The 22,268-nt window shown below is 60.1% G+C and carries 22 protein-coding genes, 1 tRNA gene and 1 pseudogene; 6 read left to right on the forward strand and 18 right to left on the reverse strand.

The window, feature by feature from the left end; genetic code table 11:
- Positions 1-148: 148 nt before the first annotated feature.
- The gene (locus tag OLZ32_RS37265) at positions 149-889 is read right to left on the reverse strand and encodes an SDR family NAD(P)-dependent oxidoreductase (protein WP_168307887.1); all 741 of its coding nucleotides are present in this window, start codon (positions 887-889) and stop codon (positions 149-151) included.
- Between the two features lie 81 nt (positions 890-970).
- Between OLZ32_RS37265 and OLZ32_RS37270 the strand changes: the two genes are divergently transcribed.
- Complete coding sequence (locus OLZ32_RS37270) at positions 971-1,639, forward strand: TetR/AcrR family transcriptional regulator (protein WP_264425402.1); 669 nt, start codon at positions 971-973, stop codon at positions 1,637-1,639.
- A gap of 348 nt (positions 1,640-1,987) precedes the next feature.
- On the opposite strand, the gene OLZ32_RS37275 is transcribed toward OLZ32_RS37270, so the two are convergent.
- From OLZ32_RS37275 to OLZ32_RS37320, 10 genes are all read right to left on the reverse strand, one after another.
- On the reverse strand, positions 1,988-3,025 hold the full coding sequence (locus OLZ32_RS37275; RefSeq protein ID WP_264425404.1) for a 4-hydroxyproline epimerase: 1,038 nt from the start codon (positions 3,023-3,025) through the stop codon (positions 1,988-1,990).
- Between the two features lie 16 nt (positions 3,026-3,041).
- On the reverse strand, positions 3,042-3,752 hold the full coding sequence (locus tag OLZ32_RS37280) for an SDR family oxidoreductase (RefSeq protein ID WP_264425406.1): 711 nt from the start codon (positions 3,750-3,752) through the stop codon (positions 3,042-3,044).
- Between the two features lie 9 nt (positions 3,753-3,761).
- Positions 3,762-5,012, reverse strand: coding sequence for an NAD(P)/FAD-dependent oxidoreductase (locus OLZ32_RS37285; protein WP_264425408.1), 1,251 nt, complete (start codon positions 5,010-5,012; stop codon positions 3,762-3,764).
- An 80-nt stretch (positions 5,013-5,092) separates the two neighbouring features.
- Entirely contained in the window at positions 5,093-6,370 is a 1,278-nt protein-coding gene (locus tag OLZ32_RS37290) for an alpha/beta hydrolase (RefSeq protein WP_264425410.1), read from the reverse strand.
- A 651-nt stretch (positions 6,371-7,021) separates the two neighbouring features.
- Complete coding sequence (locus OLZ32_RS37295) at positions 7,022-7,903, reverse strand: aldo/keto reductase (protein ID WP_264425412.1); 882 nt, start codon at positions 7,901-7,903, stop codon at positions 7,022-7,024.
- A 309-nt stretch (positions 7,904-8,212) separates the two neighbouring features.
- Positions 8,213-8,848, reverse strand: coding sequence for a TetR/AcrR family transcriptional regulator (locus tag OLZ32_RS37300; RefSeq protein ID WP_264399026.1), 636 nt, complete (start codon positions 8,846-8,848; stop codon positions 8,213-8,215).
- A gap of 19 nt (positions 8,849-8,867) precedes the next feature.
- Positions 8,868-9,539: a class I SAM-dependent methyltransferase gene (locus OLZ32_RS37305; RefSeq protein WP_264425415.1), complete on the reverse strand. Its 672-nt coding sequence runs from the start codon at positions 9,537-9,539 to the stop codon at positions 8,868-8,870.
- A 332-nt stretch (positions 9,540-9,871) separates the two neighbouring features.
- Positions 9,872-10,174: a hypothetical protein gene (locus OLZ32_RS37310; protein ID WP_003545030.1), complete on the reverse strand. Its 303-nt coding sequence runs from the start codon at positions 10,172-10,174 to the stop codon at positions 9,872-9,874.
- Positions 10,175-10,328: 154 nt separating this feature from the next.
- Positions 10,329-10,700 carry a cell surface protein gene (locus OLZ32_RS37315; RefSeq protein ID WP_264425416.1) on the reverse strand — a complete coding sequence of 124 codons (372 nt, stop codon included), beginning with the start codon at positions 10,698-10,700 and terminating at the stop codon, positions 10,329-10,331.
- A 188-nt stretch (positions 10,701-10,888) separates the two neighbouring features.
- Positions 10,889-11,209, reverse strand: a complete 321-nt coding sequence (locus OLZ32_RS37320; protein WP_264425419.1) for a hypothetical protein — start codon at positions 11,207-11,209, stop codon at positions 10,889-10,891.
- Between the two features lie 199 nt (positions 11,210-11,408).
- Here OLZ32_RS37320 and OLZ32_RS37325 point away from each other — a divergent pair, with 199 nt between their 5' ends.
- The gene (locus OLZ32_RS37325; protein WP_003545024.1) at positions 11,409-12,107 is read left to right on the forward strand and encodes a class I SAM-dependent methyltransferase; all 699 of its coding nucleotides are present in this window, start codon (positions 11,409-11,411) and stop codon (positions 12,105-12,107) included.
- 89 nt (positions 12,108-12,196) lie between these two features.
- Here OLZ32_RS37325 and OLZ32_RS37330 read toward each other — a convergent pair whose 3' ends face one another.
- A complete protein-coding gene (locus OLZ32_RS37330) occupies positions 12,197-12,784 on the reverse strand; it encodes a hypothetical protein (RefSeq protein ID WP_017990126.1) in 588 nt (195 codons plus the stop codon).
- A gap of 209 nt (positions 12,785-12,993) precedes the next feature.
- Between OLZ32_RS37330 and OLZ32_RS37335 the strand changes: the two are divergent.
- Together OLZ32_RS37335 and OLZ32_RS37340 are read left to right on the forward strand one after the other, a co-directional pair.
- Positions 12,994-13,484 (forward strand): annotated as a pseudogene (locus tag OLZ32_RS37335) (hypothetical protein).
- Positions 13,485-13,697: 213 nt separating this feature from the next.
- On the forward strand, positions 13,698-15,176 hold the full coding sequence (locus OLZ32_RS37340; protein WP_264425422.1) for a preprotein translocase subunit SecD family protein: 1,479 nt from the start codon (positions 13,698-13,700) through the stop codon (positions 15,174-15,176).
- 26 nt (positions 15,177-15,202) lie between these two features.
- Here the strand turns inward: OLZ32_RS37340 and OLZ32_RS37345 are convergent, their stop codons facing one another.
- Together OLZ32_RS37345 and OLZ32_RS37350 are read right to left on the reverse strand one after the other, a co-directional pair.
- Complete coding sequence (locus OLZ32_RS37345; protein WP_017990123.1) at positions 15,203-15,499, reverse strand: hypothetical protein; 297 nt, start codon at positions 15,497-15,499, stop codon at positions 15,203-15,205.
- Positions 15,500-15,629: 130 nt separating this feature from the next.
- Positions 15,630-15,812, reverse strand: coding sequence for a hypothetical protein (locus OLZ32_RS37350; RefSeq protein ID WP_017990122.1), 183 nt, complete (start codon positions 15,810-15,812; stop codon positions 15,630-15,632).
- Positions 15,813-16,003: 191 nt separating this feature from the next.
- Between OLZ32_RS37350 and OLZ32_RS37355 the strand changes: the two genes are divergently transcribed.
- Both OLZ32_RS37355 and OLZ32_RS37360 read left to right on the forward strand, forming a co-directional pair.
- Entirely contained in the window at positions 16,004-16,525 is a 522-nt protein-coding gene (locus OLZ32_RS37355) for a hypothetical protein (protein ID WP_264425424.1), read from the forward strand.
- Between the two features lie 175 nt (positions 16,526-16,700).
- Positions 16,701-16,946 (forward strand): DUF982 domain-containing protein, encoded by a 246-nt coding sequence (locus tag OLZ32_RS37360; RefSeq protein ID WP_012755837.1) that lies wholly within the window; start codon positions 16,701-16,703, stop codon positions 16,944-16,946.
- Between the two features lie 93 nt (positions 16,947-17,039).
- Here OLZ32_RS37360 and OLZ32_RS37365 read toward each other — a convergent pair whose 3' ends face one another.
- From OLZ32_RS37365 to OLZ32_RS37380, 4 genes are all read right to left on the reverse strand, one after another.
- Complete coding sequence (locus OLZ32_RS37365) at positions 17,040-17,258, reverse strand: hypothetical protein (RefSeq protein ID WP_003545015.1); 219 nt, start codon at positions 17,256-17,258, stop codon at positions 17,040-17,042.
- 28 nt (positions 17,259-17,286) lie between these two features.
- Positions 17,287-19,218 carry a hypothetical protein gene (locus OLZ32_RS37370; protein ID WP_264425426.1) on the reverse strand — a complete coding sequence of 644 codons (1,932 nt, stop codon included), beginning with the start codon at positions 19,216-19,218 and terminating at the stop codon, positions 17,287-17,289.
- A 574-nt stretch (positions 19,219-19,792) separates the two neighbouring features.
- Positions 19,793-21,664, reverse strand: coding sequence for an adenylate/guanylate cyclase domain-containing protein (locus OLZ32_RS37375; protein ID WP_003545011.1), 1,872 nt, complete (start codon positions 21,662-21,664; stop codon positions 19,793-19,795).
- A 480-nt stretch (positions 21,665-22,144) separates the two neighbouring features.
- Positions 22,145-22,221 (reverse strand) — tRNA-Arg (locus tag OLZ32_RS37380).
- Between the last annotated feature and the right edge of the window lie 47 nt (positions 22,222-22,268).

The raw sequence follows: 22,268 nt of genomic DNA on the forward strand, positions 1-22,268 counted from the left end.
TATGTTGGAGGGTGCCGCGGCCTGGCTCCCCTTTCTCCTCAAAGGGGCCTGGAGGACCGGTTAGAGCGAGGGCCCTCAGACCGAAAGAAGGGACCGACCTCCGTCGATCCCCCGTGTCGTTTACCGTTCGCGGGCAACAGATCCCGATTCAGGTATTCAAGCCGCCATCCACTGTGAGGATGGTTCCCGTGATGTGCTTTGCAGCAGGGCTTGCGAGGAAAGCCACAGCGGCCGCCACATCTTCCGGCTCGCCGTAACGACCAAGTGGGATCAGGGCACGCTGGAAGTCGGCGAAGTCTCCATTGGCGGGATTCATTTCGGTGTCGGTCGAACCCGGCTGGACGAGGTTTACGGTGATATCGCGAGATCCGAGTTCCCGCGCGAGGCCGCGGGTAAACGAGTGGAGCGCGGATTTTGTCATGAAATAGACCGTGCCGGTGTCGCCGACGATGCGTTCGGCACCGACCGAGCCGATGGTGATGACACGGCCTCCCGCCTGCAGATAGGGAATGGCGGCCTGCGAGGCGAGCAGAGGCGACCGCACATTGACATCCAGCAGCGCATCGATCTGCTCGACGCTGACGTCGGCGATCGCACCGTAAAGCGCGATTGCCGCATTGTTGACGAGAATGTCGAGACCACCAAGTGCCTGGGCGGCCTCGTCGACCGAGCGCTTCACGGCCGCCGGATCGGCGCTGTCGGCCTGGATGGCAAGCGCCTTGCGGCCCTTGCCCTCGATCGCCCGGACGACTTCGGCGGCGCGATCGGCCGAACGCTCATAGGTGATGGCGACATCGGCGCCTTTGTCGGCAAGCGCCAATGCGATGGCGGCGCCAATGCCACGCGAGCCGCCTGTGACGAGGGCACGCTTTCCAGCCAGTTCTGTCATGATCTTCTCTTTCTGTAGTGATCGCCACATAAATAGCTAGGCAGGTTGCGATAGGGTGTCAATGGGTTTATATAATGATCGATGCAAAAATCGGATGAGATCTCGAAAATCGATGAAACCCCTGCCCGCGGTCGCGGGCGGCCGCGTGCGTTCGATCGAGAAACAGCCTTGGCGCAGGCGACCCGGCTGTTCTGGATCAAGGGCTTCGAGGCGACCTCGATCGCCGACCTCACCGAGGCGATGGGGATCGGATCGCCGAGCCTTTACGCGGCATTCGGCTCGAAGGAGGCGCTCTATGCCGAGGCGCTGCGCCACTATCGCGACAACAACGAGGCGCTCGTCTGGGCAGGCTTCTTTTCCGCAGGCACGGCCCGTGAAGCGGTGAGGTCGTTTCTGATGGATTCGGCCGCTGCCCTGACCGGCTGTGTCGTGGATATTCCCCGCGGCTGCATGGTGGCGCTCTCTTCGGTCGGCAGCGAGGGCCATGTGGAACTCGGCGAACTCGTACGAGCCGCCCGCGCCGTCACGCTCGAGCGCCTGAAGGCGCGCCTGAACCAGGCGATATCAGAGGGCGAAATTCCAGTCTCGACCGACGTCCACGCACTCTCCCGTTTCGTCCAGACCGTTCAGAACGGCATGTCGATCCTGGCCCGCGACGAAGCGACCCGCGGCGAACTCGAGGCAGTCGCCGCGCTGGCCATGCTCAGTTGGGACACTCGAACCGGGGCTGCTGAGGGCGGGCAGGGCTGATCGCGTTTCGAATATCGTTGCGCGGATGCTCCTGCGTCAGGTTTGATCAGTCGGTCGCGAAGCTCGTTAGTATCGCGGGAGCGCCGGCATTCAAGAGAGCCTCATCCTTGCTGAGGGGCCTCGAAGGACGAGGCGGGCATTTCAGCGTCGGATCTCTGCAAGGAGCAGCGTTCCGGCGTGTCCTTCGAGGCGATCCTGCGGATCGCACCTCAGGATGAGGAGCGTTGGAGGATGCCGCCGCTTGGCTCCCTCTTCTCCTCGGCGGGGTCCGGAGGACGGGTGAGGGGCAGCCATTCGCGCGAACCGTCCTGAAACCGCTTCACACTTCCGGCATCGTGCCCTGAACGTTCAAATCTCCCCAGCCGACGGTCCCCAGACATCCGTCAGCGCAAAACCGTTCGGATGCGGGTCGAACGGGTCGAGCGCTACCTGGGTCAGGCCGAAGGTGAAGCCGCGGCCGGTGATGGTGGGGATGACGGCGGGGCGGCCGGCCACCTCGGTCACTGCCTGGAGGCCGACTTCGAATTCGGAGCCGATGATCGATTTCGAGGTGAAGGTGTCGCCGACCTTGGCCTTGCCGCGGGCATAAAGCGTGGCGAGATTGGCGGAGTTGCCGGTGCCGCAGGGCGAGCGGTCGGCCCGGCCCGGCCACATGGTGGTGCAGGTGCGCACCGTGCCATCGGCTTCCGTGTCGCGGAACATGACATAGGCGACACCCGAGATCGCCGGGATCTCGGGATGGACGACCTTGATATCGCGGTTGATCAGCTCCTTGAGGATCATGCCGGCCTGGACGAGGCCGGCGGCATTGGCCTTCTCGATCGTCAGACCGATCTGGCCGACATCAAAAAGCGCATAGAAGATGCCGCCATAGCTGATATCGGCCTTGATCCTTCCCCAATGCGGCGTGTCGATCGCGACATCGAGCTCATGCACGAAGGAGGGCACCATGGTCAGCCGGACTTTTTCGCAGCGCCCGTCGCGGCAGGTCGCCGTCGCCTTGACGAGGCCGGCGGCGGTTTCGAGCGTCACGATCGTTTCCGGCTCTTTCATCTCGACGATGCCGGATTCGAGCAGTGCCGTGGTGACGCAGATCGAGTTCGAGCCGGAACTCGCATGCGCCTGGTCGGGCTGCAGGATGATGAAGGCGGCGTCGGCCTCCGGGTGTCGTGCCGGCAGCAGCAGATTGACCGAGCCGATGGGCGCGCCGCGCGGCTCCAGGCAAAGGAAGCGGCGGAGCTCGTCACCCTTCGGATCGGTGTTCAGCCAATGCAGCTGGGCGGCGATGGTATCGCCGGGGATCTTCGGTACGCCGCCGATCGCGACGCGGCCGATTTCACCTTCGGCATGGACATCCAGCAGCTGGATCGTGCGCTTCCATCTCATAAAAGAAAACTCCAGATCAGACGTGACGGGTGACGCCGCCATCGACGCGAATATTCTGGCCGGTGATATAACCCGCGCCATCGGAGAGCAGGAAGGCCGCGGTCTTGGCGATCTCCTCCACATGGCCGATGCGCTTCATCGGGACCTTCTCGGCTGTCTCCGGCTTGTGGTTGAGGCTATCGATATAACCCGGCAGGATGCAGTTCATGCGGATATTGTCGGCCGCATAACGATCGGAATAGAGCTTGGTGAAGGCGCCGGCAGCGGCGCGATAGGTGCAGGAAACCGGGAAGACCAGCGTCGGCTCATAAGCGGCGAAAGTGGTGATGTTGACGAAGGCGCCCTTGCCCTGTTTCAGCATGACCGGCGTCACCAGCCGCGCCATGCGCACCAGCGACAGGATCATCATGTCGGAACCGATCGTCCAGTTCTCGTCCGAAATATCGAGCAGGTCGCCCTTCGGCGGATGGCCGCTCAGGTTGACGACGGCGTCGATGCGGCCATAGGTTTTCATCGTCAGGTCGAAGACCGCCTTCAGATCCTCGGCCTTTTCGGCCACGCCGCGCGAGGCGACGCCGCCAAGTTCGGCCGCCAGCTTCTCACAGCTTTCCGACGGCGACATCAGCGCCAGCTGATAGCCCTGCGCGGAAAGCTCGCGGGCGATTGCCTCGCCCATGCCGCGGCCGCCGCCGGTGATCAGCGCTACGGGTTTGGTGGTTTCGGACATCGGGACCTCCTAATATCGGTCTATGCGGAACGGGGTCATGTCGAGGGATGGTTTGAACCCGGTCACCATATCGGCGATCACCAGCGCTGTCGTTGCCGAAAAGGTCAGACCGAGATGGCCGTGGCCGGTCGCATAAAAAACGCCGGGCAGTTTCGACGAGGGCGAAATGATCGGGATCGTATCGGGCAGCGCCGGGCGATGCCCCATCCATTCCGTCGTCTCCTCGACCTTGAGACCGGGCAGCGCACGCTGGGCATGGCGCACCAGCACCCGCGGACGGCGGAAATCAGGCGCAGCATCGAGACCGGCGAGCTCGACATTGCCGCCGACCCGGATGCCGCCCGCCGTCGGCGTCACCATGAAGGCGCGATGCGGCCAGATCACCGAATAGCGCATCGCGATGCCGGGCTTCATGATCTGCGTGTGATAGCCGCGCTCGGTTTCGAGCGGGATCGGCTCGCCGAGCTTTTCGGCAAGGAAACGGGTGTGGACGCCGGCGGCAAGCACGACCGAACCGGCCTCGATGCGCCCGCCATCCTCGAGCAGAACGACGGCGGTGCCATCACCCCGGCGCTCGATATTCCGCACAGTGCCGGAGACGAAAGTCGTGCCCGCAGCCTTTGCGGCGTCGGTGAGTTTGACCACGAGCTTGTAGGGATCGCGGATCGACTTGTTGTCGGGAAGCAGCACGGCTTTGGCGATCGCCGGCGAAAGGCTGGGTTCGTAATATTGGATGGCGCCGTTGCTCAAGACCTCGAATTCGAGGCCGTAGCGCTGCATCATGGCGAGATGACCGCGATCGGCGGCAAATTCCGCCTCGGTCTCGTAGATCGCGAGACAGCCCTCCTCGGTCATCAACTCGGGTGCGCCGATCGCCTCGAGCATCTGCCTGAAATCGCCAAGCGCCCGGTGCGACAGGCTCATGCCGGCATCCTCGATCTCTCGGAGACGCGAGGGCCGACCGGCGGCGAGGAAGCGCAGGAACCAGGGCAGCATCCTGGCGGCATAGGAGGGACGCAGCCAGACCGGGCCTTCCGGATCGAGCAGCCAGCCGGGGATCTTCTTCCAGGTCGATGGGCCTGAACCGGCAGCAAAATCGAGCGCGATGCTCGCCATATTGCCGAAAGAGGTGCCGCGGCCCGGCTCACCCTTGTCGATCAGCGTTACATCAAGACCCCGCCGCTGCAGCTCGAAAGCGATCGAGGCGCCGATCACGCCCGCGCCGACGACCGCTACCTTCTTCTTCGTCTCATCCGCCATGCCATCAACCCATCGCACGGCAGACAGAAGTGCCGTCGTGAATCTGATATATCACAACAAGATGCGATGCCTACCGATTTTTACTGGCTTTCCGGCAGGCTGGCGCCGACGCTGTCGCCAACCGAACCGACGGTGTTGTTCATCGACTGGCCGAGACGCTTCACCTGGGCGTCGTAGTTGCGCCGGGTGCGCGGATCGAAGATCGCAATCGGCGTGCTGACGGCAACACTGACGGCACTTCCGGCGGTCTGGGCAGCACCCATCGCCACGGCGCCGACGGCCTCGCCGAGACCGACATTGGAATCGGTGATCGTCTGGCCGGCAATCAGCCGATCGCCGATCAGCTTCACCACTTCGGGGCTTTCGGCGAACTTGCCGTGATTCAGCCGGTCGCCGCCCTTGAGCTTGGTGAGGTCGAGCACGGTGATGCCGGCCGCCTCGAGCTTGCTGCGGTAAGGTTCGGCGGAAGGATCTATCTGGCCGAGCCGGTCGACATTGCCGGAGATGCGCCGCGACAGCGCCAGAGCGCGATCGTCCTGCGAGACGAAGATGGTGAATTGCGGTCGTTCCTTGCCGAGGCTTGCGAACTGACGGCCGAAGACATCGACATCGAGATCCGGCGAGGCGAGGATGACATTGTTGATCTTCGGTGCGACGTGGCCGTTGCGGATCGCCATCTGCCTGAGCGCTTCGACCGTCAGCCACGTGCCCATCGAATGGGCCATGATGGTAATGTCGCTGACAGCCGGATTGGCGGCGGTGCGGGTCAGCAGCTCCTCCAGCGCGTCGCGGGAATAGTTGGTGCTTTCCTTGTCGTAATTATAATCGAAGATGCTGCCGCGCGACGGCCAGGTGAAGACGACGGGGGCGACGTCGGCATGCGAATCGTGGACGATCTGCGCGAAGCGGTAGACGGCGTCCTCATAACGATTGTTGAAGCCGTGGACGAAGACGAGCACGCGGCGGCTCTTCGGCATATGGGTCTTCAGCCAGGTCTCTCCGGCCCGCTCACCTTCCAGCGGATCAACGGAAACGGTGACGAAATTGCGCAACGGATCGGCCGGCAGACGGCTTGGCCATTGCACCTGGCCGACCTTGCGATTGGCTTCCGGCGGGATCGAGACGTCGACGGCATTGACCGCGAGCCCGGTGCCACGCTCACCGGAGAAAAGCACGGCGGGATTGTCATCGGCAGCGCGTGTCGTCGCGACGAGCAGATCGACCTTCGACGTCCCAGGCGGCACGGTGCCGGCCGCCTGCATGACACCGACCGGCCTGCCGCCGCAGCCGGAAAGCGCCATCATTGCCACCAGAAGACCTGCCAGAGCCACGCGCGGGGCGCGTCTTTTGCCGATCATGACCAACTCCAATCGGTTCACGCACCGGACAGGCGGCGCCCGTTCAAATAGTCCGACGAGGCTTGCCGAGTCAAACCGCGGGAGGTGAAAGCCTTCGTTTCGCGCAATCCCTCGTGGAAACCGCAGGACCGAGGCTGCCCAGATCGGCAATTGATCGATTTCGACTTACGGGAGGAGACTTGGGGGAAAAGAAAAAAGCCCGACGCGGGAGGAGGTGCGCCGGGCTCTTGATCCTGACTGACAACTGGGAGGAGGAGTGTTGTCAGTCCGATGTAAGAGCGCTGGGAGGAGGAGTGCGCTGCTTACGAAGATAGTAATAGCCAATTCTTTTGATTCGGAATAGCGAAAATACCGCAATGCAGCAATGCGCTGGGCGCAATGCTTGCCCTCAAAATAACAGGTCGCCGCCTCATTTTGCAGCATGTTTGACCGGATGGTCAAATCTATGCCGAAAATTGCGGCCTCTCTGCTCCGGACATGCCGTGACCTCTCGATTCCCTCTTTTCCCCTCGGGGAGAAGGGGATATGCCGCGACCTTTCCGTTCCTCGCCACCCATCGCAGGGCACGTCCCCTCTCCCCGTCTTTTACGGGGAGAGGGTTAGGGTGAGGGGCAGCTACTAGCGCAAACCGAAAAGCCGTGGGTTCGCCCGTCAAGCGGCCTTGAAGACCTTGCTGCCCTCGGCGTCGAGGGCGGAGAATTCCTCGTTCGAGAGGGTGATGTCGACGGCCGCGACGTTTTCCTCGAGATGCTTGACCTTGGAGGTGCCGGGGATCGGCAGCATGACCGGGCTGCGCTTCAGCACCCAGGCGAGCGCGATCTGGCTGGGGGCGGCATTGTGCTTTTTGGCGATGCTATCGAGCAGCGAGCCGGGCTTGGCGAGATCGCCGGCGGCCAGCGGATACCACGGGATGAAGCCGATATTGTGCTTGGCGCAATAATCGAGCACGTCCTCGCTGGTGCGGTCGACGAGATTGTAGCGGTTCTGGACGGTCGCGACCTTGAAATGCTTCGAGGCGGCCTCGATATCGGCAACCGACACTTCGCTCAGACCTGCATGGCGAATGAGGCCGGTATCGAGCAGCGATTTGATCGCATCGAACTGCTCCTTGGCCGGCACCTTCTGATCGATCCTGTGCAGTTGCCAGAGATCGATCTGCTCGACGCCGAGATTGCGCAGGCTCTTATGCGCCTGCTGGATCAGATATTCCGGGCGGCCGACGGGCAGCCAGATATCGGGGCCGTGGCGGGTCAGGCCGCCCTTGGTGGCGATAACAGACTTGCCGCCATAGGGATGCAGCGCTTCCTTGATCAGCCATTCGGAGACATCGGGGCCGTAGGAATCGGCCGTATCGATGAAGTTGACGCCGAGTTCCGGCAGGCGCTTCAGCGTACGGATGGATTCGGCATGATCGGAAGGCTCGCCCCAGATGCCCTTGCCGGTGACGCGCATGGCGCCGAAACCGAGACGATTGATCTCGATATCGCCGCCGATCTTGAAGGTGCCTGACTTTGCTGCGTTATAACTGGACATGGTCTTTCCTCTCTTATCAATCAATCATTGAAATCGGTGGAACGGTCGGAGGCGGTTGAACAGCGGCGGCACGAATGCCGAGGCTTTCGGAGATGCCTTCGAGCGCGAATGTCTGCCCTGATCGAAAGCGATGCCCGGCATGGTGATGATCCGCCTATCGCGGGGATCATCAGAATGTGGCCGCTGCGACGCTTGCAGATATAGGACGGCCCGGCTCCGATAACAGGGCCTGATGGCAGGGATGAGCGGAAACATCGACATCGAGCTGACACCGTCGGAAGTGCGCACGGAGGCTCGGGCGGCCCCGCGTCAACGCCTGGCCTTTGCCTCGTCGCCGAATTCCGCCAGCATCTTCCAGAGGTCGGCGAAAATCTCCCGGGCGAAATCCCGCGGCGAAGCACTTGGCGGGCGCTGCTGCCAGAGCTCAGCCCCGACGCGCAACGCACCGATGACGATGGCCGCAAGGACGCGCATGCGGGGCCGCTCAAGCGGATCACCTCCCTTGCGCAGAAGCAGCGCCTCGGCGAGCTTCTGTTCGAGCTTGGCATATTTCAGCTGGTCGCGGGCCTTCAGCGCCGGCGTGCGATGGATGAGGTCCCCACGCGCCAGACCAGGCTCGTCGACGGCCGCGATGACGGTTGCGGTGATCGCCGCCTCGACCGCCGCGACCGAAGATTCGTCCGCCGGCCTTGCGGCGACCGCCGCCATCAGGCGATCGGCGAAGGCATCCTGCCAGGCGAAAACCACCTCTTCCTTGGATGGGAAATAGTCGAAGAAACTGCGCTTGGAGACATCAGCCGCCTCGGTGATGTCCTCGATCGTCGTGGCCTCGAAGCCGCGCTGCAGAAAGAGGGTCATCGCCGCCTGCTCGATGCGCTCGCGCGTCTGCCGCCGCTTGCGTTCCCGCCTGCCTTCCGTCGTTTCCGTCCGCTTGTTCTCAGCCATTCCGGCCCGGTATCATCGTTCAGCCGCCGGTTTCGCTGGAAAAGGCGGCGACATCGTCGATGTCAGCCGGGCTCTCGCGATAGCTGATGCGCTCGCGCGACAGTTCCAGCGGCTTGCGGCGCGAAATCCGGTAGACGGAGGCCGGCGGTAGGTTGCGTACCGTGCCGCCGATGCGCACCGCCTTCAGGCCGAGACGGTCGAGGATCGGCCGCGGCACCGGGCAGCGGGGACCATAGGTGAACTGATAGACGGCGCCGCCCGGGCGCATATAGGCGAAGGCGCCGGCCAGGATCGAGGCGATCTTGCGCGGCGACATGGAGAGCAGCGGCAGGCCGCTGACAACCGCGCCGACCGGTTCGCCTTCGAAAATATCGGCATGGGCGAGATGGGCGGCATCCATCTGCAACACACGCGCCGTCGGAAAACGCGCCTGCAGCGATGAGATGAACTCCGGACCGTACTCGATCAGGGTCAGATCCGCTTCACTGACCCCGCGCGCCAGCAGCGCCCGGGTGAAGACGCCGGTTCCGGGGCCGAGCTCGATGATCGGCCCGTCGAGTGCGGCAATTTCACTGGTCATGATCCTGGCAAGCGAATCCCCCGACGGCGCGATGGCCGCGACCCGAAGCGGGTTGCTGACCCAGGAACGGAAAAAATGCAGGAAATCGGAGCATGCGGCCTTTGCAGTCATGACTATCCCACCCGTCTGAAATTCGATTGATTATGAAAAGCGACCATCGCGGCGAGCATGGCAATTCCAAGGCAGAGGCGTCAATCGCTCGTCGCTGCGGCTTTTCGCAACACCCGTGCTGACAGCTTGCTTGATTTTGTACTTATTGCATTTTTGCATTCGATGCAAGATCGTACGAACGACAGTCAGGGAAGGACCTGCCGTATCCGGCTGGCAAGGCCGAGGATGGCGCCGAGGGAAGAGCAAGGCCTGCCAACAAACTGAGGGCGGCTCGGAGGCCGCCCTTCAGCTCAGACGGGGCCGCTCGCGATGGCCAACGGCCGAGCGTCTCGTCAGTAGTTGCAGCTGGAGCTGCTCGTCGGATTGAAGCCGAGCTTGCAATCCATGTTGAGCGGCTTCTTCGGGTTCATCATATAATGTGTCGAGCCCGTGGTTTCCGAGGCGCGCTCGCCGATCGAACCGGTCGTGCGCCTGTCGTGCTCGACCTTGGTTTCTTGGCTCGCAACCGGACGCTCGGCTGCGCCCTGCTCTGTCGCGCTCGACTGGAGGGGAGCTGCCGTGGCCGAGAAGGCCGAAAGGCCGAGGATTGCGCCGAAGGCAGCGGCCATCAGGCCGGTCTTGAAAGTCGTGGTCATCATCGTCTCCTTGGGAGGATTCGTGGAATTTACGCCCCGGAGTTAGGAAGACGATCTGTCACATACTACGGCGCCAAAGCAGAGGTCACGGACATGTGAGCGGCGGCCCGATCAAGAAAAAGGCGGCTCATCGCCGCCTCTTTCATTTGCCGGCTCAATAGCCGTTATCACAGGGCATACTGCCGGGACCGATCGATCCGGAAAACGTAGGGTTGCACATTTCCGGAGCAGCCGGCCTCTTCACCGGCGCGCGGGCGATGGAGCCTGTGGTGCCGGCCTCGAGGCCGAAGGCGGCAAGCGGATACCAGTAGCCATCGGAGTGGCGGCGGGTGCCGGGGCGTTCCGTGCGAAAACCCCGATAGCCATGCCATGAACCGGCATGTGGTTTATATTGCACCATTTTTACGTCCGAGACAGCGGGCGGCCGAGCCGACTGAACGGGTGCTGCCTGCGCGGGGATGATCGACGTGAGGGCGAGAAGGGCGCCGAGCGCGGCGGTGGATGGGCCAAGTCTGAATATCTTCATGATAAACCCTCCTTATGGATTTATCTCGGGAAAATGCCTTTCAGACGAGCGGAGTTCCATGGCTCACACGCAATTCCAAAACTCGTGATTGCAGGCGATCCGGCGTGACTAAATCGCCGAAAAACGTGAAAAGTCGCGATCAGGAAAGGCTCGAACGGCGCTGGTGATGAAACCTGAATTCTCTGTTCTCAATTCGCGTATAATGTCCGGTAACCCTGGCCGGAGAGGCAGGCGACATATTGGCGATGGGCGGCGGCGCGCGCTATCGTTTCGGCCTCAAGCTCATCGGCCTGAGCATATCCGGTCAGCTGGGCGCGCAGCTGATACTGCTTCCTCGCCTCGTCATACATGGCGTTGCCGTCGGTCATGCAAAGACTGTGCGCAACAACAGGCGGATTGACCGGCACGCCGACCGCCAGGAGCACGGGATCATTGGCATGGTCGATGCAGCCGCCAAGGGCCGTCATCATCGCCAGGGCAGCCAGAGCCCGAAAAATTCCCACCGCCATGCATTCCTCCGGCTGAAGCGCCTTAAAGATCATCAGACCTGCGGATACATCAGGAAGGTTGCGCGAAACTAGGCAGACGGCTTGCCCGCCAATCCTGACCGGACGCACCACCTGACTGGACATGCTTAAAATATTGCTAAAATATTATATTAATGCTTACTTATAGTCGTAAACGCTAATCTTTCGGGAGGGAAAGATTATGGCTTCGCCGTGGGTAAACGACGCGCTCTCGCACGCACAATCAGCATTTTCCAGCAAGACTGATACAAATATCCTTGAGGTCGGGGGCGGCTCCCGCACGCATATCCCCTTGAAAGGAGCGCGATATACCGTTGTCGACATCTCCAAGGAGCAACTCGAAAAGAACCAGGACGCCGCCGAAAGAATCCTCGGCGATGCTCAAACCATCGACTATGGAGATCGTCACTTCGACGCCTGCGTCTTCTGGGACGTCCTCGAACATTTGGAAAGCCCGCGCTCTGCCTTGTTGAGAGCCCATGATACCCTGTCTCCCGGTGGTCTGGTGTTCGTCAAGGGTCCGATCCTGAATTCAGCCAAGGGGATCTTCACCGACCTGACGCCCTGGTGGACCCACGTCTTGTTCTATCGCTACGTTCTCAGGCAGAAAAACGCCGGAAAGCCTGGCTATGCCCCGTTCCGCGTCGAGCATGCCGCAGAGGCATCCCATTCGGAGATTGCCGGGACATTGAAAGACCTCGGGATGGATGTCGTCTTCGTCGGCGAATATGTGTCGACGCAGGTGCATGCTCTCAAGGATAGAATTCCCCCGCTTTATTGGCTCTATGAAGCTTTCGGTCTTCTGCTTCGCACGGTTTCGGCCGGGAAGATCGGGGGTCGGGAGACGGAGTTCCTGATCGTGGCAAAGTGTCTTCGCTAGGGACACCCTACCAAGATCTATATAGCACTTCGGAATCCCGAAATTGGTTGCCGCATTGAAATCGTTCGATATTTCCTCATGTCGACATCTCACGAAGCGCGGCGGATTTCGGAATCCCGAAGCGGGGGGATTTCGGGATTCCGAAGTGGGACTTTTTTCTTCCTGCCGACGCGACCGCGTTTGTCGGCGGCAATCTTGCGGTCGGTCTCGGACCATTTCCGGCACCTTTCCGCCGTGCACCGTTTCCACTCATCCGTCGGTGGCGCACCTTCATGGTCACCGACAAAAGTCAGCGTGAACCGGTTGGGATGCGCGACGCCGCTGCCTGCCCGTCCGCGGCGAACTTTTATCAGCCCCTTATATTCGAGCTCATCGATCGCATCGGCCACATATTCGCCGGTCACGCCGTAAGACACGAACTGAGGATGGGTCACGACAAGCTTGCCGTTTTCCAAGGCGGCGTGCGACGTATGCTCGATGACGATGCGGAAGAAGGCGCGGCAGGCATTCGCACTCAATGTCGTGAAGGCCGCAGATTCCAGCAGCTGAATGGTCAACCATTGCCAGCGAAGGCTACCGTCATCCGCCGCGCCCGGCGGAGCGGTATGCTTGCGCACCATCGCCCGCGTCTTTCCCTGACTGGTTCGGCTCTTGTCGCGAGGGTTGAATTCCGCCATCAGCCCCTCGCCCGTGTTGTCGATCGGTATCCGCCCGCCCTCCCGAGCCTGTTGCGGGAACTCCGTTCATGCAGCGCGTGGCGGCCAGAGCCCGTCCACACCATCACCTCATCTCTGAGAAAAAATGCTCGGCATCTAACAGTCCGTGGTTGCAATGGCGGCAAACCTAGCGCAAGAACGATCCATGAACTAGGAAAATATTCTTAGCTGTGATTTTCTATCATCCAGTCCCTTCTGCTAGGATCCCTGCAATGAATCTCGGGGGTAGAAGCACGATGCGAATAAGCGGTATGGGGGAGAAGAGTGTGGTCGTTTGCGTCCGGCGATTGTTGGCATTGATTTCGATCTTGCTGGGAAGCGCCGTTCAGGCTTTTTCCTGCGATCAGCCGGTCGTGATATCTAATTGGTCGTTCTGTGCGATCGCCAACGTGACCGATGAGGGCGGCGACGCTGATTGGAAAGTCGTGCCTGCATGGACTCGCGAGAAAGCCATAAGCGCGTATTTCGGAAACGATCCGCGGCTGCTGGCAAACCATGGACTTTGCAACGCCAAATTCCATCGCGTTGTACTCTGCCAGCCGGGATGGCAAACGGGCAACCCGGATGAGTGCTCATATCTGGTTTGCAGCGGCTATTACTCATCCTTGGTCGGGAAGGAAGAACGGAAGCATATTCAAGAGACTACCCGACCGCGCAATAGTTTTTCGTTTCGCTGCCTTGGGGCCGAAACTGTAGCGGCCGATGAGAAGTGCTTAACCTTGATCTCCCGATCTCAATCTTGAAAACCTGAAGCAGTTTCGCGCAAAACGGTTATTGCGGCAACGGCACTACCCATCCTCTTCATATGCAAATATGCTCGCGGGCCGACAGCCGGTCGCCCTACAACCTTCAATGTTCAGAGGCCCCTGCCCGCATGACATCGCCGCACTGGAAGAGATTTTCCTGGTTTTGCATTTGCCTCATACTCTCCCATCCGGCATGGTCCGCCGGCGGCGTCACGATCCCCGGCTACGCGCCAGCGACCGGCGTCGAGCGCAGCTACCGCGTTCAAAAAGCGACCGAGACCGATATGTCGTTCTGGTTCGACAAATCAGGCACCCCGCCGGTGACGGCGCGCGGCGCGTTTCGCCAGGCTATGACCGTCCTGTCGCGGGATGAAGACGGCATGCGGGTCCGCTGGTCCCTCAGCGCCGATTTGCCGGAAGGCATGGCTGGCCTTGCCGACAGCTATCAGATGAACCTGCTCTATCGGAATTCCCTCACGGCCTATGGCACCGCTACGCTCGAACTCGAAACCGACCTGAACGGCAATCCGCGCAATGTCGCCGGTGTCGACCAGATCGTGGCGCACATGCGGGCGATGGTGGCCAATGAACCGGGCGGGGTCCCCGCGGCACCCGAAAGCGGGCTCTATGAGATCATCAACACCATCGAGGCAAACCCTCTGCAAATTGTTGCCGCCATGGTGCCGGAGGCGCAACTGCTCGCCACGGGACAATCCTACAAGGATGAGACCATGGACATCGGACCGGCCTCGGCGACCTCGCGGGATGAAGATTATGGCGGAGTCAGTGTTCCGGTGACATCGACCTGGACCCTGAAATCCACCGACGCGACCGCACACACGGCAACCCTTTCCCTGTCGGAGGAAGCCGACGCCGCAGCGTTCAGCCAGTCGCAGCAGCCGGCGATCGAAAATTTGATGACCGGCTTTGCCGAGCGGGCAAAGAACCTCACGGCCGATCAGCTGGCTTCCCTCAAACGCTCCAGCAAGAGCCGCAGCGTCGAGCTTGTGGTGTCCCTGGATGATGGTTCGACGCTCGAAGCGTCGGAGATCGTGACGGTTGCGGCAGGAGGGACGACGTTGCGCACATACACCCACATCCAACGGGAGGACATGCCGGCCAGTCTGCCGCTCCCCGCGGTGCTGAAAGCAAAAGACTTGCAGACGCCCGATTTGCACATCGACCCGCTGCCGTCGGCCAAGGCCGGGCCGGGCATCCTGGATAAGCTTTCGACACCGCCTGCCCCGCCAACGGCATCGCAGGATACGACCGTTACGACGGGCGATGACGCGGCCACGGCGATCGCGCCCGTCTCGCTTGAGGTGAAGAGTGCGGAGGTAAGCCTGTCCCCCATGTCCTACGACCATGGCCTGAATATCGTGCTCACCCCGGAAAGCGCCGCCACATTCCGCGATTTCACGCAGGCGGTATTGGGACGACAAACGCAGATGCTGATCAACGGCAAAGTCGTCATGGAACCCTGGATGAGGGAGCCGATCATGGATGGTCGTATCGTTCTGGCGGGAACGGATAGGAAAGATTTGGAAGCGATGGCGGAACAGTTGAGGGTTCCCGGGGCCAAGATTCTCGTCCGGTTACGCCCATGAGGGCGCCAGCTGTGTAAAGGCGGGCTTCAATCTTTCGCTTCAGAGATCAAACGTATCAGAGTTCCGTCACTCGCCGCGGCGCTGATTGCCGTTGCGATCTGCCGGAACCGCCCGCGCGCGACGAGCGTCTCTGGCGGAGGGTGTTTTCCGGGACCCGGATCGATAAAGGCTGAGCACTCATGATCCGAGTCGAGCATTGCCATGAATGATGTGGCGACAATCGTTTCGCCGCAGGCGGCGCAGCGAAGAATGTAGGAACCGCGGTGGACGATCGATTCTGTTTTGTCCAATCCGCAGAACAAGCAGGCCAACATATTGGTCATTGCTTCACTCCAGCGTGAGCACGCGGCTCTAGAGCATTTCCGCTTTTCTCAGAATCACGGAAATGCTCTATCTCTTTGTTTTCACGCAATTCCGGACGCAAAACCGCTACGCACTTTTGCTGGAATTGCTCTAGGAGGCAGCGGCCAGAACGATGGCGATCGCGAGCAGCAAGGGACCCATCCATTTGAAATGGCGAAGCAGGGGCGGCCGGCCGGCCGGCTTGCCTGGATATGGCAGATAGCCAAAGCCGACGGATGTCATCCACAGGCCGGCGCAAAACATGATGATTTCGTCGATATAGGCTGCGATCATGACTTTCCTGCCTTCGGCGCTGCGATATCTCCGTCTCCGCGTCTGATGCCACTCATCCTACCCTTCAGCACGGCCAGACGGAAGAGAAGAGTGGAGCCGAGAGATTAAACTTTGGGTAGCATAGTTACTTCGAATCCCCTAGGCATTCGTAACACGCGAATCCACGACAGCCACTTCCTCGGGAATGTTTCATGCACAACGCCAAATTCATTCGCTACGCCGCCTTCTCTGCGTGCGTCGCTCTTGCGACATTTCAGGCCGGACCGGTTCTTGCCGATTCGGCCAATGACAAGTTCTTTGACGCAGCCCTTTGCAAGCCACCCTATACGATGACATCGGCAATGAAGATCTATGATGTCGTGGAAGCTCTGGCCAAGCCGGACACGTCGTCTTTGGGCGCGGCGATCTACAAACTCCCGAACCAGATAGGCCGCGACGGCTTTAAGTCGACCGAGATTTTCTTTGCCAGCAACGCTGTTGGCGTCTTGATCGAGGGCGAACGCGCCGACGATCTGGCCGCGAAATACGGTTTGAAGGCAGAGACCTCGGACCTGCTCGGCACATCTACCAAGGGCTATTCGCTTGAACTTCCCGCAGATCTGCAGCCGGAACCCGGAATGGCCGGGCCTGGAAAGGTCTCTATCATTGCCCGCCAAGGCAATGCCTTGCCAGGCAAAACCTTGCTGGCGTGTGAATTCGTGCAGGAATTCTAGGAGGCGCCGCATAAGCGCGCAAAACAGCGGCAAGAACCCTTTTCGAAAAGCACATCCCAGCAGTTTGCTGATCGAGAAAGGCATCTCGTTCATACTGCGCCTCGCCACACCGGATGAATCGCCCTATGTGTGCAGGCTGCAACGGCAGAGAGCACGCAGCAGAGGTTCTGAGATCATGCAAACCATTTGGAAGAAGCCGGTAACACTCGCGCTTGAAGGCCCGGACCAGTGGGTGGTGATCCAGACGACCCAGGCCGCGACATGGGCGCTAGTCGAAGACTGGCCGACCGAAGAGGGCCCCGCCCTGGATAGAGCCTGTGCGGTTTGCGCCGATGTCATGTCGGGCAAGCGAAACCGGGAAGAGGCGCGGCAGGCGTTCATCGATGCTGCGATCGAAGCCGGGATCCCGATTAAGGAATAAGGCCACGATCCGTGCGGCGCCTATTTGGCGCTGGAAGGCGAGCCGTTATACTCGGCCCGCCATCCAGCGTGATGATGCAGAGATTATACGCGATCAGCCATCATAATGGCCCGACAATGCCGCCTCCGCGGACTTGACAACCACGGCCAGATTGACGCCCTTCGTCACGATGGACCCGGTCGCGCGAAGGTCGGTCACCGCTTTCAACCCGCCCGACTTGGGAGACGGAAGAGGCACGACCGTGCCGGCGTCCAGATCGGCGACCCAAAGAGCATCGTCGCCTGCAACACTAATAACAACAACTCTAGCCATGCTTTTTCCCTCTTCTAATGATTGGTGTTTAAAATCCAGCTTTCTTCAGGCCTTCTCGGTAAAGATCCTTATGCCATTGCTCCTTACTCGGAACCGCAGACAGCCATTTGTCCACGTCGAAGTCCGGGTTGACTTCGCGAAACCTCCTGACGAAGGTCCGCGCCTTGTCCTGATGGCCCAACATGGCCCAGTTTGCGGCCGCTAGCCTGTCGGCCAAACTGGCATCGGCCATTTGCCCAATGTAATCCAGCGAAGCTTCGAATTCGCCAAGGGCATAATTTGCTCCGGCAGCGGTCCAGAAATAGGTGTCGGGGCTGAGCGGGTTCAACTCGATTGCCCGCTCGATCTTTCGCAACGCCATGGCAGGGAGCGAACAATGAACCAAAGTGTCCGCGTAGTCGGCAATAACATCCGCATAATGCGGGGCAAGGCTCTCTGCCACTTCCATTGCCTCGGCGCTTTGGTCAAATGCACCCTGCAACAATTTCGCCACGCCAAATTCGCGATATCCATCGGCAAAATCCGGACGCGTTTCGGTGGCCTGCTTTGCCAAAGTCTCTGCCGATTTCAACAGATCGATATCGCCTCGCGCGGTCAGCAACCATTCCTTGGAGTAAGTCCGTGCCATCGAACTCAGTGCTGGTGCGAAATCAGGGCTGACGCTGAGCGCGGCTTTCATCTCCTTGCGCGCACGCCGTAGGTTCGGAAGCGTCAGCCGCGCCAGGTGCCGCCTGCCAACGAGATATCGATGGTAAGCAGCCGGGTTCAGATCCTCGCGCAACGCCTCATGGCGCTCGATTTCGCTGGATATGGAAAGAGCAATCCGTCGTGAGACAGTCCTCCTGTCTTTGACAAGATCTCCATGATCAAGGCTGAATCTTTCTGCCCAGACAATTTGATTCTGGTCAAAAAAGATCAGTTGGGCGAACAGGGTGACATCATCGCCCGCATTGCTGATCCGAGTGTCGAGAATGTAGTTGACGTGGTGTCGTTCAAAAAAAGCTTTCTGGGTCTCCATGTGGTGGCCAATTTGCACCGCCGAATATGGCGCTATCACCTGCAGGCTGTTGAAGGCACAAAATCCAATCGTAATATCCTCCACCAAAGACGCTGCTAAAAAACCCGTTTGGGGATGAATGGATTGATTTCTGGGTGGAAGCAGCACCAGGCGAGGGATTGCAATGCTGATGTCCTCGGGCTCAAGGGAAACAGCTGTTGCGTGTTTTTCCCTTGAAGGCGCTAAAGCCGGGAGAACGGGTTTTGTGTCACCGCCGTCGGATGCGGTGCGTACAGCGATCCCTCGCGAAATCGAAATGCGCCGCTGTTCGAAATGGTTTCGAAGGGATTCAACTTCTTCCTCCGCCTTGAATATCTCTATCAGCAACTGCAGCGTATCCGGATCCTTCGGTTCCGTCCGAAACAGGATAATGGCGGCCTTTCGCAGGAGTTCGGATTCCGCTCTCGACTGCGCTCGTTGAGATACCGCTTTCAATGTATTTGCGAGAAGGTCGATATGGCATTTTTCGCGCTCGGCAAGCCAGTGTTGAAACTCGCGACTGTGGCAGTGAACCGGCCCCAGAAAGGGCTGGTTCAGCAACTTCACAAGATGCTTAAGCAGGGAGAACGAGGCGACCGCTTCGTCGGTTTCAGATAGCAAAAGGTCGGAAGACAAGGACTCTCGGTCGAGAGAGACCATGTTCCCCTGGGATGAGAGGATGTTTACTCCGAGTTCGGTTTGACGGGCCTTTATTCTCGAAATCAGCTTACGCAAAGTCGAAAGCGCAACGTCCCTGTCGGCATCGCCCCACAGAAAACGAGCCAAACTCGTTCGATCCGCCGAACCTTCACCGGTCGTCAACAAATAGACGAGAAGCAGCAACCCTTTCTCGGGAAACGCGACGAGGCTCCCCTGCCCGTCAACGAGCTGCAACCTTCCAAAGGTGTTCAAAACAAAAGTCATTTTGCCTTTACGTCACCACGTACCCGAGGTGTTCACATGAAAAGTGAAATGCGCGCATGCAATAATAAAGTCGCGAACTCGTTACGCGGCGGGCACCTTGTCCCAATGTCCGACGAAATTCAATATCCGAATGAGACGCAATGGTTGCATTATGCTTGAGATCCTCGCCATTACGAATAGATTTTTCACAAACCAACTTAATGCCGGTTATCTTTAGAATAATTCTATATGCAAGATCGTTTTCCCAAACCCGCGCGACAGTCGTGTCTACACATATTCCGCGGCGTTAGAGACATCCTTGGGAAATGACCGCAAAGCCGAGAATCAGAATCAGTCAATTGAACAGCCCTACTTGCGCTGCTGTTGATGAATCTTTCACCTGATCGCCCGAACGAAGGCAAGTTTCGATAAAGCATCTAGAACGGCGGATTTTTCCCTACTGCGCAAAAGGCCAGGGCACATTTTCAGTGAAAAAGAGAAATAGCGCACCCGACGAGATGAAAATTGGCGCTCCTATGTAATTGTTTTTCCAATACTGTTGGCATAACCAATTGCCGCGACGCTGACAGGAACGTCAAGCCGTCTCCGGGGCTTTGGCTCTCGCCAGGTCCTGCAGGAACTCTTCCATCAAGGGCTCGTCGCCGAACCGGCGATAAGCCCTTTCCGCTTCCAGCGAGAATGCCGGATGGGCTTCAACAAGGCTCGCCATGGTAGCCTGCGCCTTTTCAAGCTCTCCGCTTCCACCCTGCAACGCGGCTTGGATGAGAAGGCAATTCGCATCGCGGGGCGCTCTGACAAGACACTCGCTGATGACCGTGGCCGCCTCTTCGCGGCGGCCATCGGCATAAAGCGCCTGACCATGCACGTAGGCATAGTATTCCGGTGCCATGGGGTGCAGTCGGCGCGCCCGCTCCGCGTTGGCGACAGCGTCCGGATAGTCTCCGAACCGGACCTGCGCTTTGGCCAGCGCAATCATACTGTCGGGGTCGTTGGGGTTCAGTTCGACCGCACGCTGCGCCGCCTGAAGTCCGCCGGAATAGTCCGCCTGCAGCGCAAGTCCGAAACTGATTACCTGATATCCAAAACCGAGATTGGGATCGAGCCGCACGGCCTGCCGCGCCTCACTGAGACCCAAATCCAACTCGGGCGCGGCGGCTTGACCGCCGGGCCTTTGCGCCACTTCGCCGATATAGGTCAACGCAAGACCTGCGCGGGCTGCGGCATAGGCCGGGTCCATTTCCAGGGCGCGCTGATACAGGCCACGGGCATCGAGAATAGCGTTATGGTCAGTGGCGCCGTGCCGGTAGCGGTTACGGGCCTGCAAGACGAGATCATAGGCCTGCAGACTATCCGTCGGCCGCAGCGCCGCCGCTGCCGCTTCGCTTCGGCCAATATAGGGCGCGAGTTGCGCGACGATTTCCGTGGTGAGCTCGCTCTGGACGGTGAAAACGTCAGCAACCTTCTTGTCGAAGCTGCGCGACCATAAGTGCGCGCCCGTGCCGACATCAATGAGCTGCGCCGAAACGCGGAGCTGGTCGCCTTCCCGGCGCGCGCTGCCTTCGACCACGTAATCAACGCCAAGCTTTGCCGCGAGCTTACGCACATCCGTCTCCTGACCGCGCACGGCATAGGTGGAATCGCGGGCGATGACCTGAAGCTCGGGATTACGTGCGAGCGCCGTGGTCACGTCTTCGGTCAGTCCGTCCGCAAAGTAAGGCTGGTTACCGCTGCCGCTCATGGTTGCGAACGGCATGACGGCAATCGAGGGCCTGGGGTCTGCACGGGTCTGGTCCAGAGAGAGTGCAGCCGGGATGCCGCTCACCATCGCGGCCAGCGGAAGAGGTGAAATCTGGGTGCCGATGAGAATGAGAGCGATGGCAGCAACGCCATAAGACCAGCGCGCCGCGCTGCAGCGCAGGACATGTGGCACCTGCCGCCAGATCGACCAGGGAGAGCCCGCCCGCCTTACGCGGTACACTTCAAGCAGCTCGGGAATATTCTTGGCGCGCCTGCGGCCGACTCGGGCGAACAGATCGCCGCGGTTGCGCTCGGCGGCCATCACCACAGCGCCGCTGACGAATATCTGGCCGGGCTCGGTCATGGCCTCAAGCCGGGCCGCGACGTTCACTCCATCCCCATAGACATCGCCATTATCCTCGATGACATCACCGAGGTTGATGCCGATACGCAGCTTGAAAGGGCCGTCGTCAAAACCTTGCTGGATGGCAAGTGCGGCATCAACGGCCGCGTTGACGCTCGGGAACATCGCAAGGAAGCCGTCACCCGTCGTTTTGAAGGTGGTTCCGCCATGGCGGGCGACAGTGGGGTCGATCAGGTTGTCAAAAACAGTGCGCAGCTCTGCATAGGTGGAAGACTCGTCCTCGGCCATCAGCCGGCTATAGCCGACGATATCAGCGGCCATGATTGCCGCGAGCTTGCGTTGCATTTCAGTCTCCCAACGGAGTGGCTTGGCACACAGCCGGCACTGCTTACAAATTAGTGCGCAGCGATCATTCAGACTAGTCCTGCAATTCGGGAAGCGGTTATCACTAGAGCTCATAAATGCGTGAATATTGAGACGGTCCGTCAATTGGCGGTCCGCAGGCCGCTACTTCCTCTAGAGCCGTCCCATCGCCTCACCGATGAGGGCGAGCGCGATCACGCGAAGGCCGCGCTGGAGCGAGCGTTCGCCGCGTTGCGCCCCGACACGCGCATGACTGAGGAGAAGATCGACGCGTTCGCCGCCTCATGCGGGAGAACGTACGCAAGGGCCGCTACCTTTCCGCCGCGCCTACCTTCGCTCCGTTGTCGATCAGGTCGAAGCCGATGATGATGAAATCCGCATCCACGGAAGGCGGGACGTTCTGGAGCGTCTGGTGATGAGCGGAGAGGCTGCGACTGGAGTGCCCAGTTTTGTATGGAAAAATGGCGCACCCGAAGAGATTCGAACTCCTGACCCCCAGATTCGTAGTCTGGTGCTCTATCCAGCTGAGCTACGGGTGCGTGCAAAATGCGGCGGTGCCGCTTGCGTGGCGATCCTCTAAAACGTC

Source organism: Rhizobium acaciae (assembly GCF_025941625.1).
Lineage (GTDB): Bacteria > Pseudomonadota > Alphaproteobacteria > Rhizobiales > Rhizobiaceae > Rhizobium > Rhizobium acaciae.

What these genes read in the sequence shown, in the direction of transcription:
- OLZ32_RS37320 (WP_264425419.1), bottom strand. Translation starts at nt 11,209, where the DNA reads ATGGCGGTGGGAATTTTTCGGGCTCTGGCTGCCCTGGCGATGATGACG.
- OLZ32_RS37325 (WP_003545024.1), top strand. Translation starts at nt 11,409, where the DNA reads ATGGCTTCGCCGTGGGTAAACGACGCGCTCTCGCACGCACAATCAGCA.
- OLZ32_RS37350 (WP_017990122.1), bottom strand. Translation starts at nt 15,812, where the DNA reads ATGATCGCAGCCTATATCGACGAAATCATCATGTTTTGCGCCGGCCTG.
- OLZ32_RS37295 (WP_264425412.1), bottom strand. Translation starts at nt 7,903, where the DNA reads ATGTCCAGTTATAACGCAGCAAAGTCAGGCACCTTCAAGATCGGCGGC.
- OLZ32_RS37365 (WP_003545015.1), bottom strand. Translation starts at nt 17,258, where the DNA reads ATGGCTAGAGTTGTTGTTATTAGTGTTGCAGGCGACGATGCTCTTTGG.
- OLZ32_RS37280 (WP_264425406.1), bottom strand. Translation starts at nt 3,752, where the DNA reads ATGTCCGAAACCACCAAACCCGTAGCGCTGATCACCGGCGGCGGCCGC.
- OLZ32_RS37310 (WP_003545030.1), bottom strand. Translation starts at nt 10,174, where the DNA reads ATGACCACGACTTTCAAGACCGGCCTGATGGCCGCTGCCTTCGGCGCA.
- OLZ32_RS37375 (WP_003545011.1), bottom strand. Translation starts at nt 21,664, where the DNA reads ATGCAACGCAAGCTCGCGGCAATCATGGCCGCTGATATCGTCGGCTAT.
- OLZ32_RS37330 (WP_017990126.1), bottom strand. Translation starts at nt 12,784, where the DNA reads ATGGCGGAATTCAACCCTCGCGACAAGAGCCGAACCAGTCAGGGAAAG.
- OLZ32_RS37285 (WP_264425408.1), bottom strand. Translation starts at nt 5,012, where the DNA reads ATGGCGGATGAGACGAAGAAGAAGGTAGCGGTCGTCGGCGCGGGCGTG.
- OLZ32_RS37270 (WP_264425402.1), top strand. Translation starts at nt 971, where the DNA reads ATGCAAAAATCGGATGAGATCTCGAAAATCGATGAAACCCCTGCCCGC.
- OLZ32_RS37305 (WP_264425415.1), bottom strand. Translation starts at nt 9,539, where the DNA reads ATGACTGCAAAGGCCGCATGCTCCGATTTCCTGCATTTTTTCCGTTCC.
- OLZ32_RS37275 (WP_264425404.1), bottom strand. Translation starts at nt 3,025, where the DNA reads ATGAGATGGAAGCGCACGATCCAGCTGCTGGATGTCCATGCCGAAGGT.
- OLZ32_RS37370 (WP_264425426.1), bottom strand. Translation starts at nt 19,218, where the DNA reads ATGACTTTTGTTTTGAACACCTTTGGAAGGTTGCAGCTCGTTGACGGG.
- OLZ32_RS37345 (WP_017990123.1), bottom strand. Translation starts at nt 15,499, where the DNA reads ATGACCAATATGTTGGCCTGCTTGTTCTGCGGATTGGACAAAACAGAA.
- OLZ32_RS37290 (WP_264425410.1), bottom strand. Translation starts at nt 6,370, where the DNA reads ATGATCGGCAAAAGACGCGCCCCGCGCGTGGCTCTGGCAGGTCTTCTG.
- OLZ32_RS37300 (WP_264399026.1), bottom strand. Translation starts at nt 8,848, where the DNA reads ATGGCTGAGAACAAGCGGACGGAAACGACGGAAGGCAGGCGGGAACGC.
- OLZ32_RS37360 (WP_012755837.1), top strand. Translation starts at nt 16,701, where the DNA reads ATGCAAACCATTTGGAAGAAGCCGGTAACACTCGCGCTTGAAGGCCCG.
- OLZ32_RS37340 (WP_264425422.1), top strand. Translation starts at nt 13,698, where the DNA reads ATGACATCGCCGCACTGGAAGAGATTTTCCTGGTTTTGCATTTGCCTC.
- OLZ32_RS37265 (WP_168307887.1), bottom strand. Translation starts at nt 889, where the DNA reads ATGACAGAACTGGCTGGAAAGCGTGCCCTCGTCACAGGCGGCTCGCGT.
- OLZ32_RS37355 (WP_264425424.1), top strand. Translation starts at nt 16,004, where the DNA reads ATGCACAACGCCAAATTCATTCGCTACGCCGCCTTCTCTGCGTGCGTC.
- OLZ32_RS37315 (WP_264425416.1), bottom strand. Translation starts at nt 10,700, where the DNA reads ATGAAGATATTCAGACTTGGCCCATCCACCGCCGCGCTCGGCGCCCTT.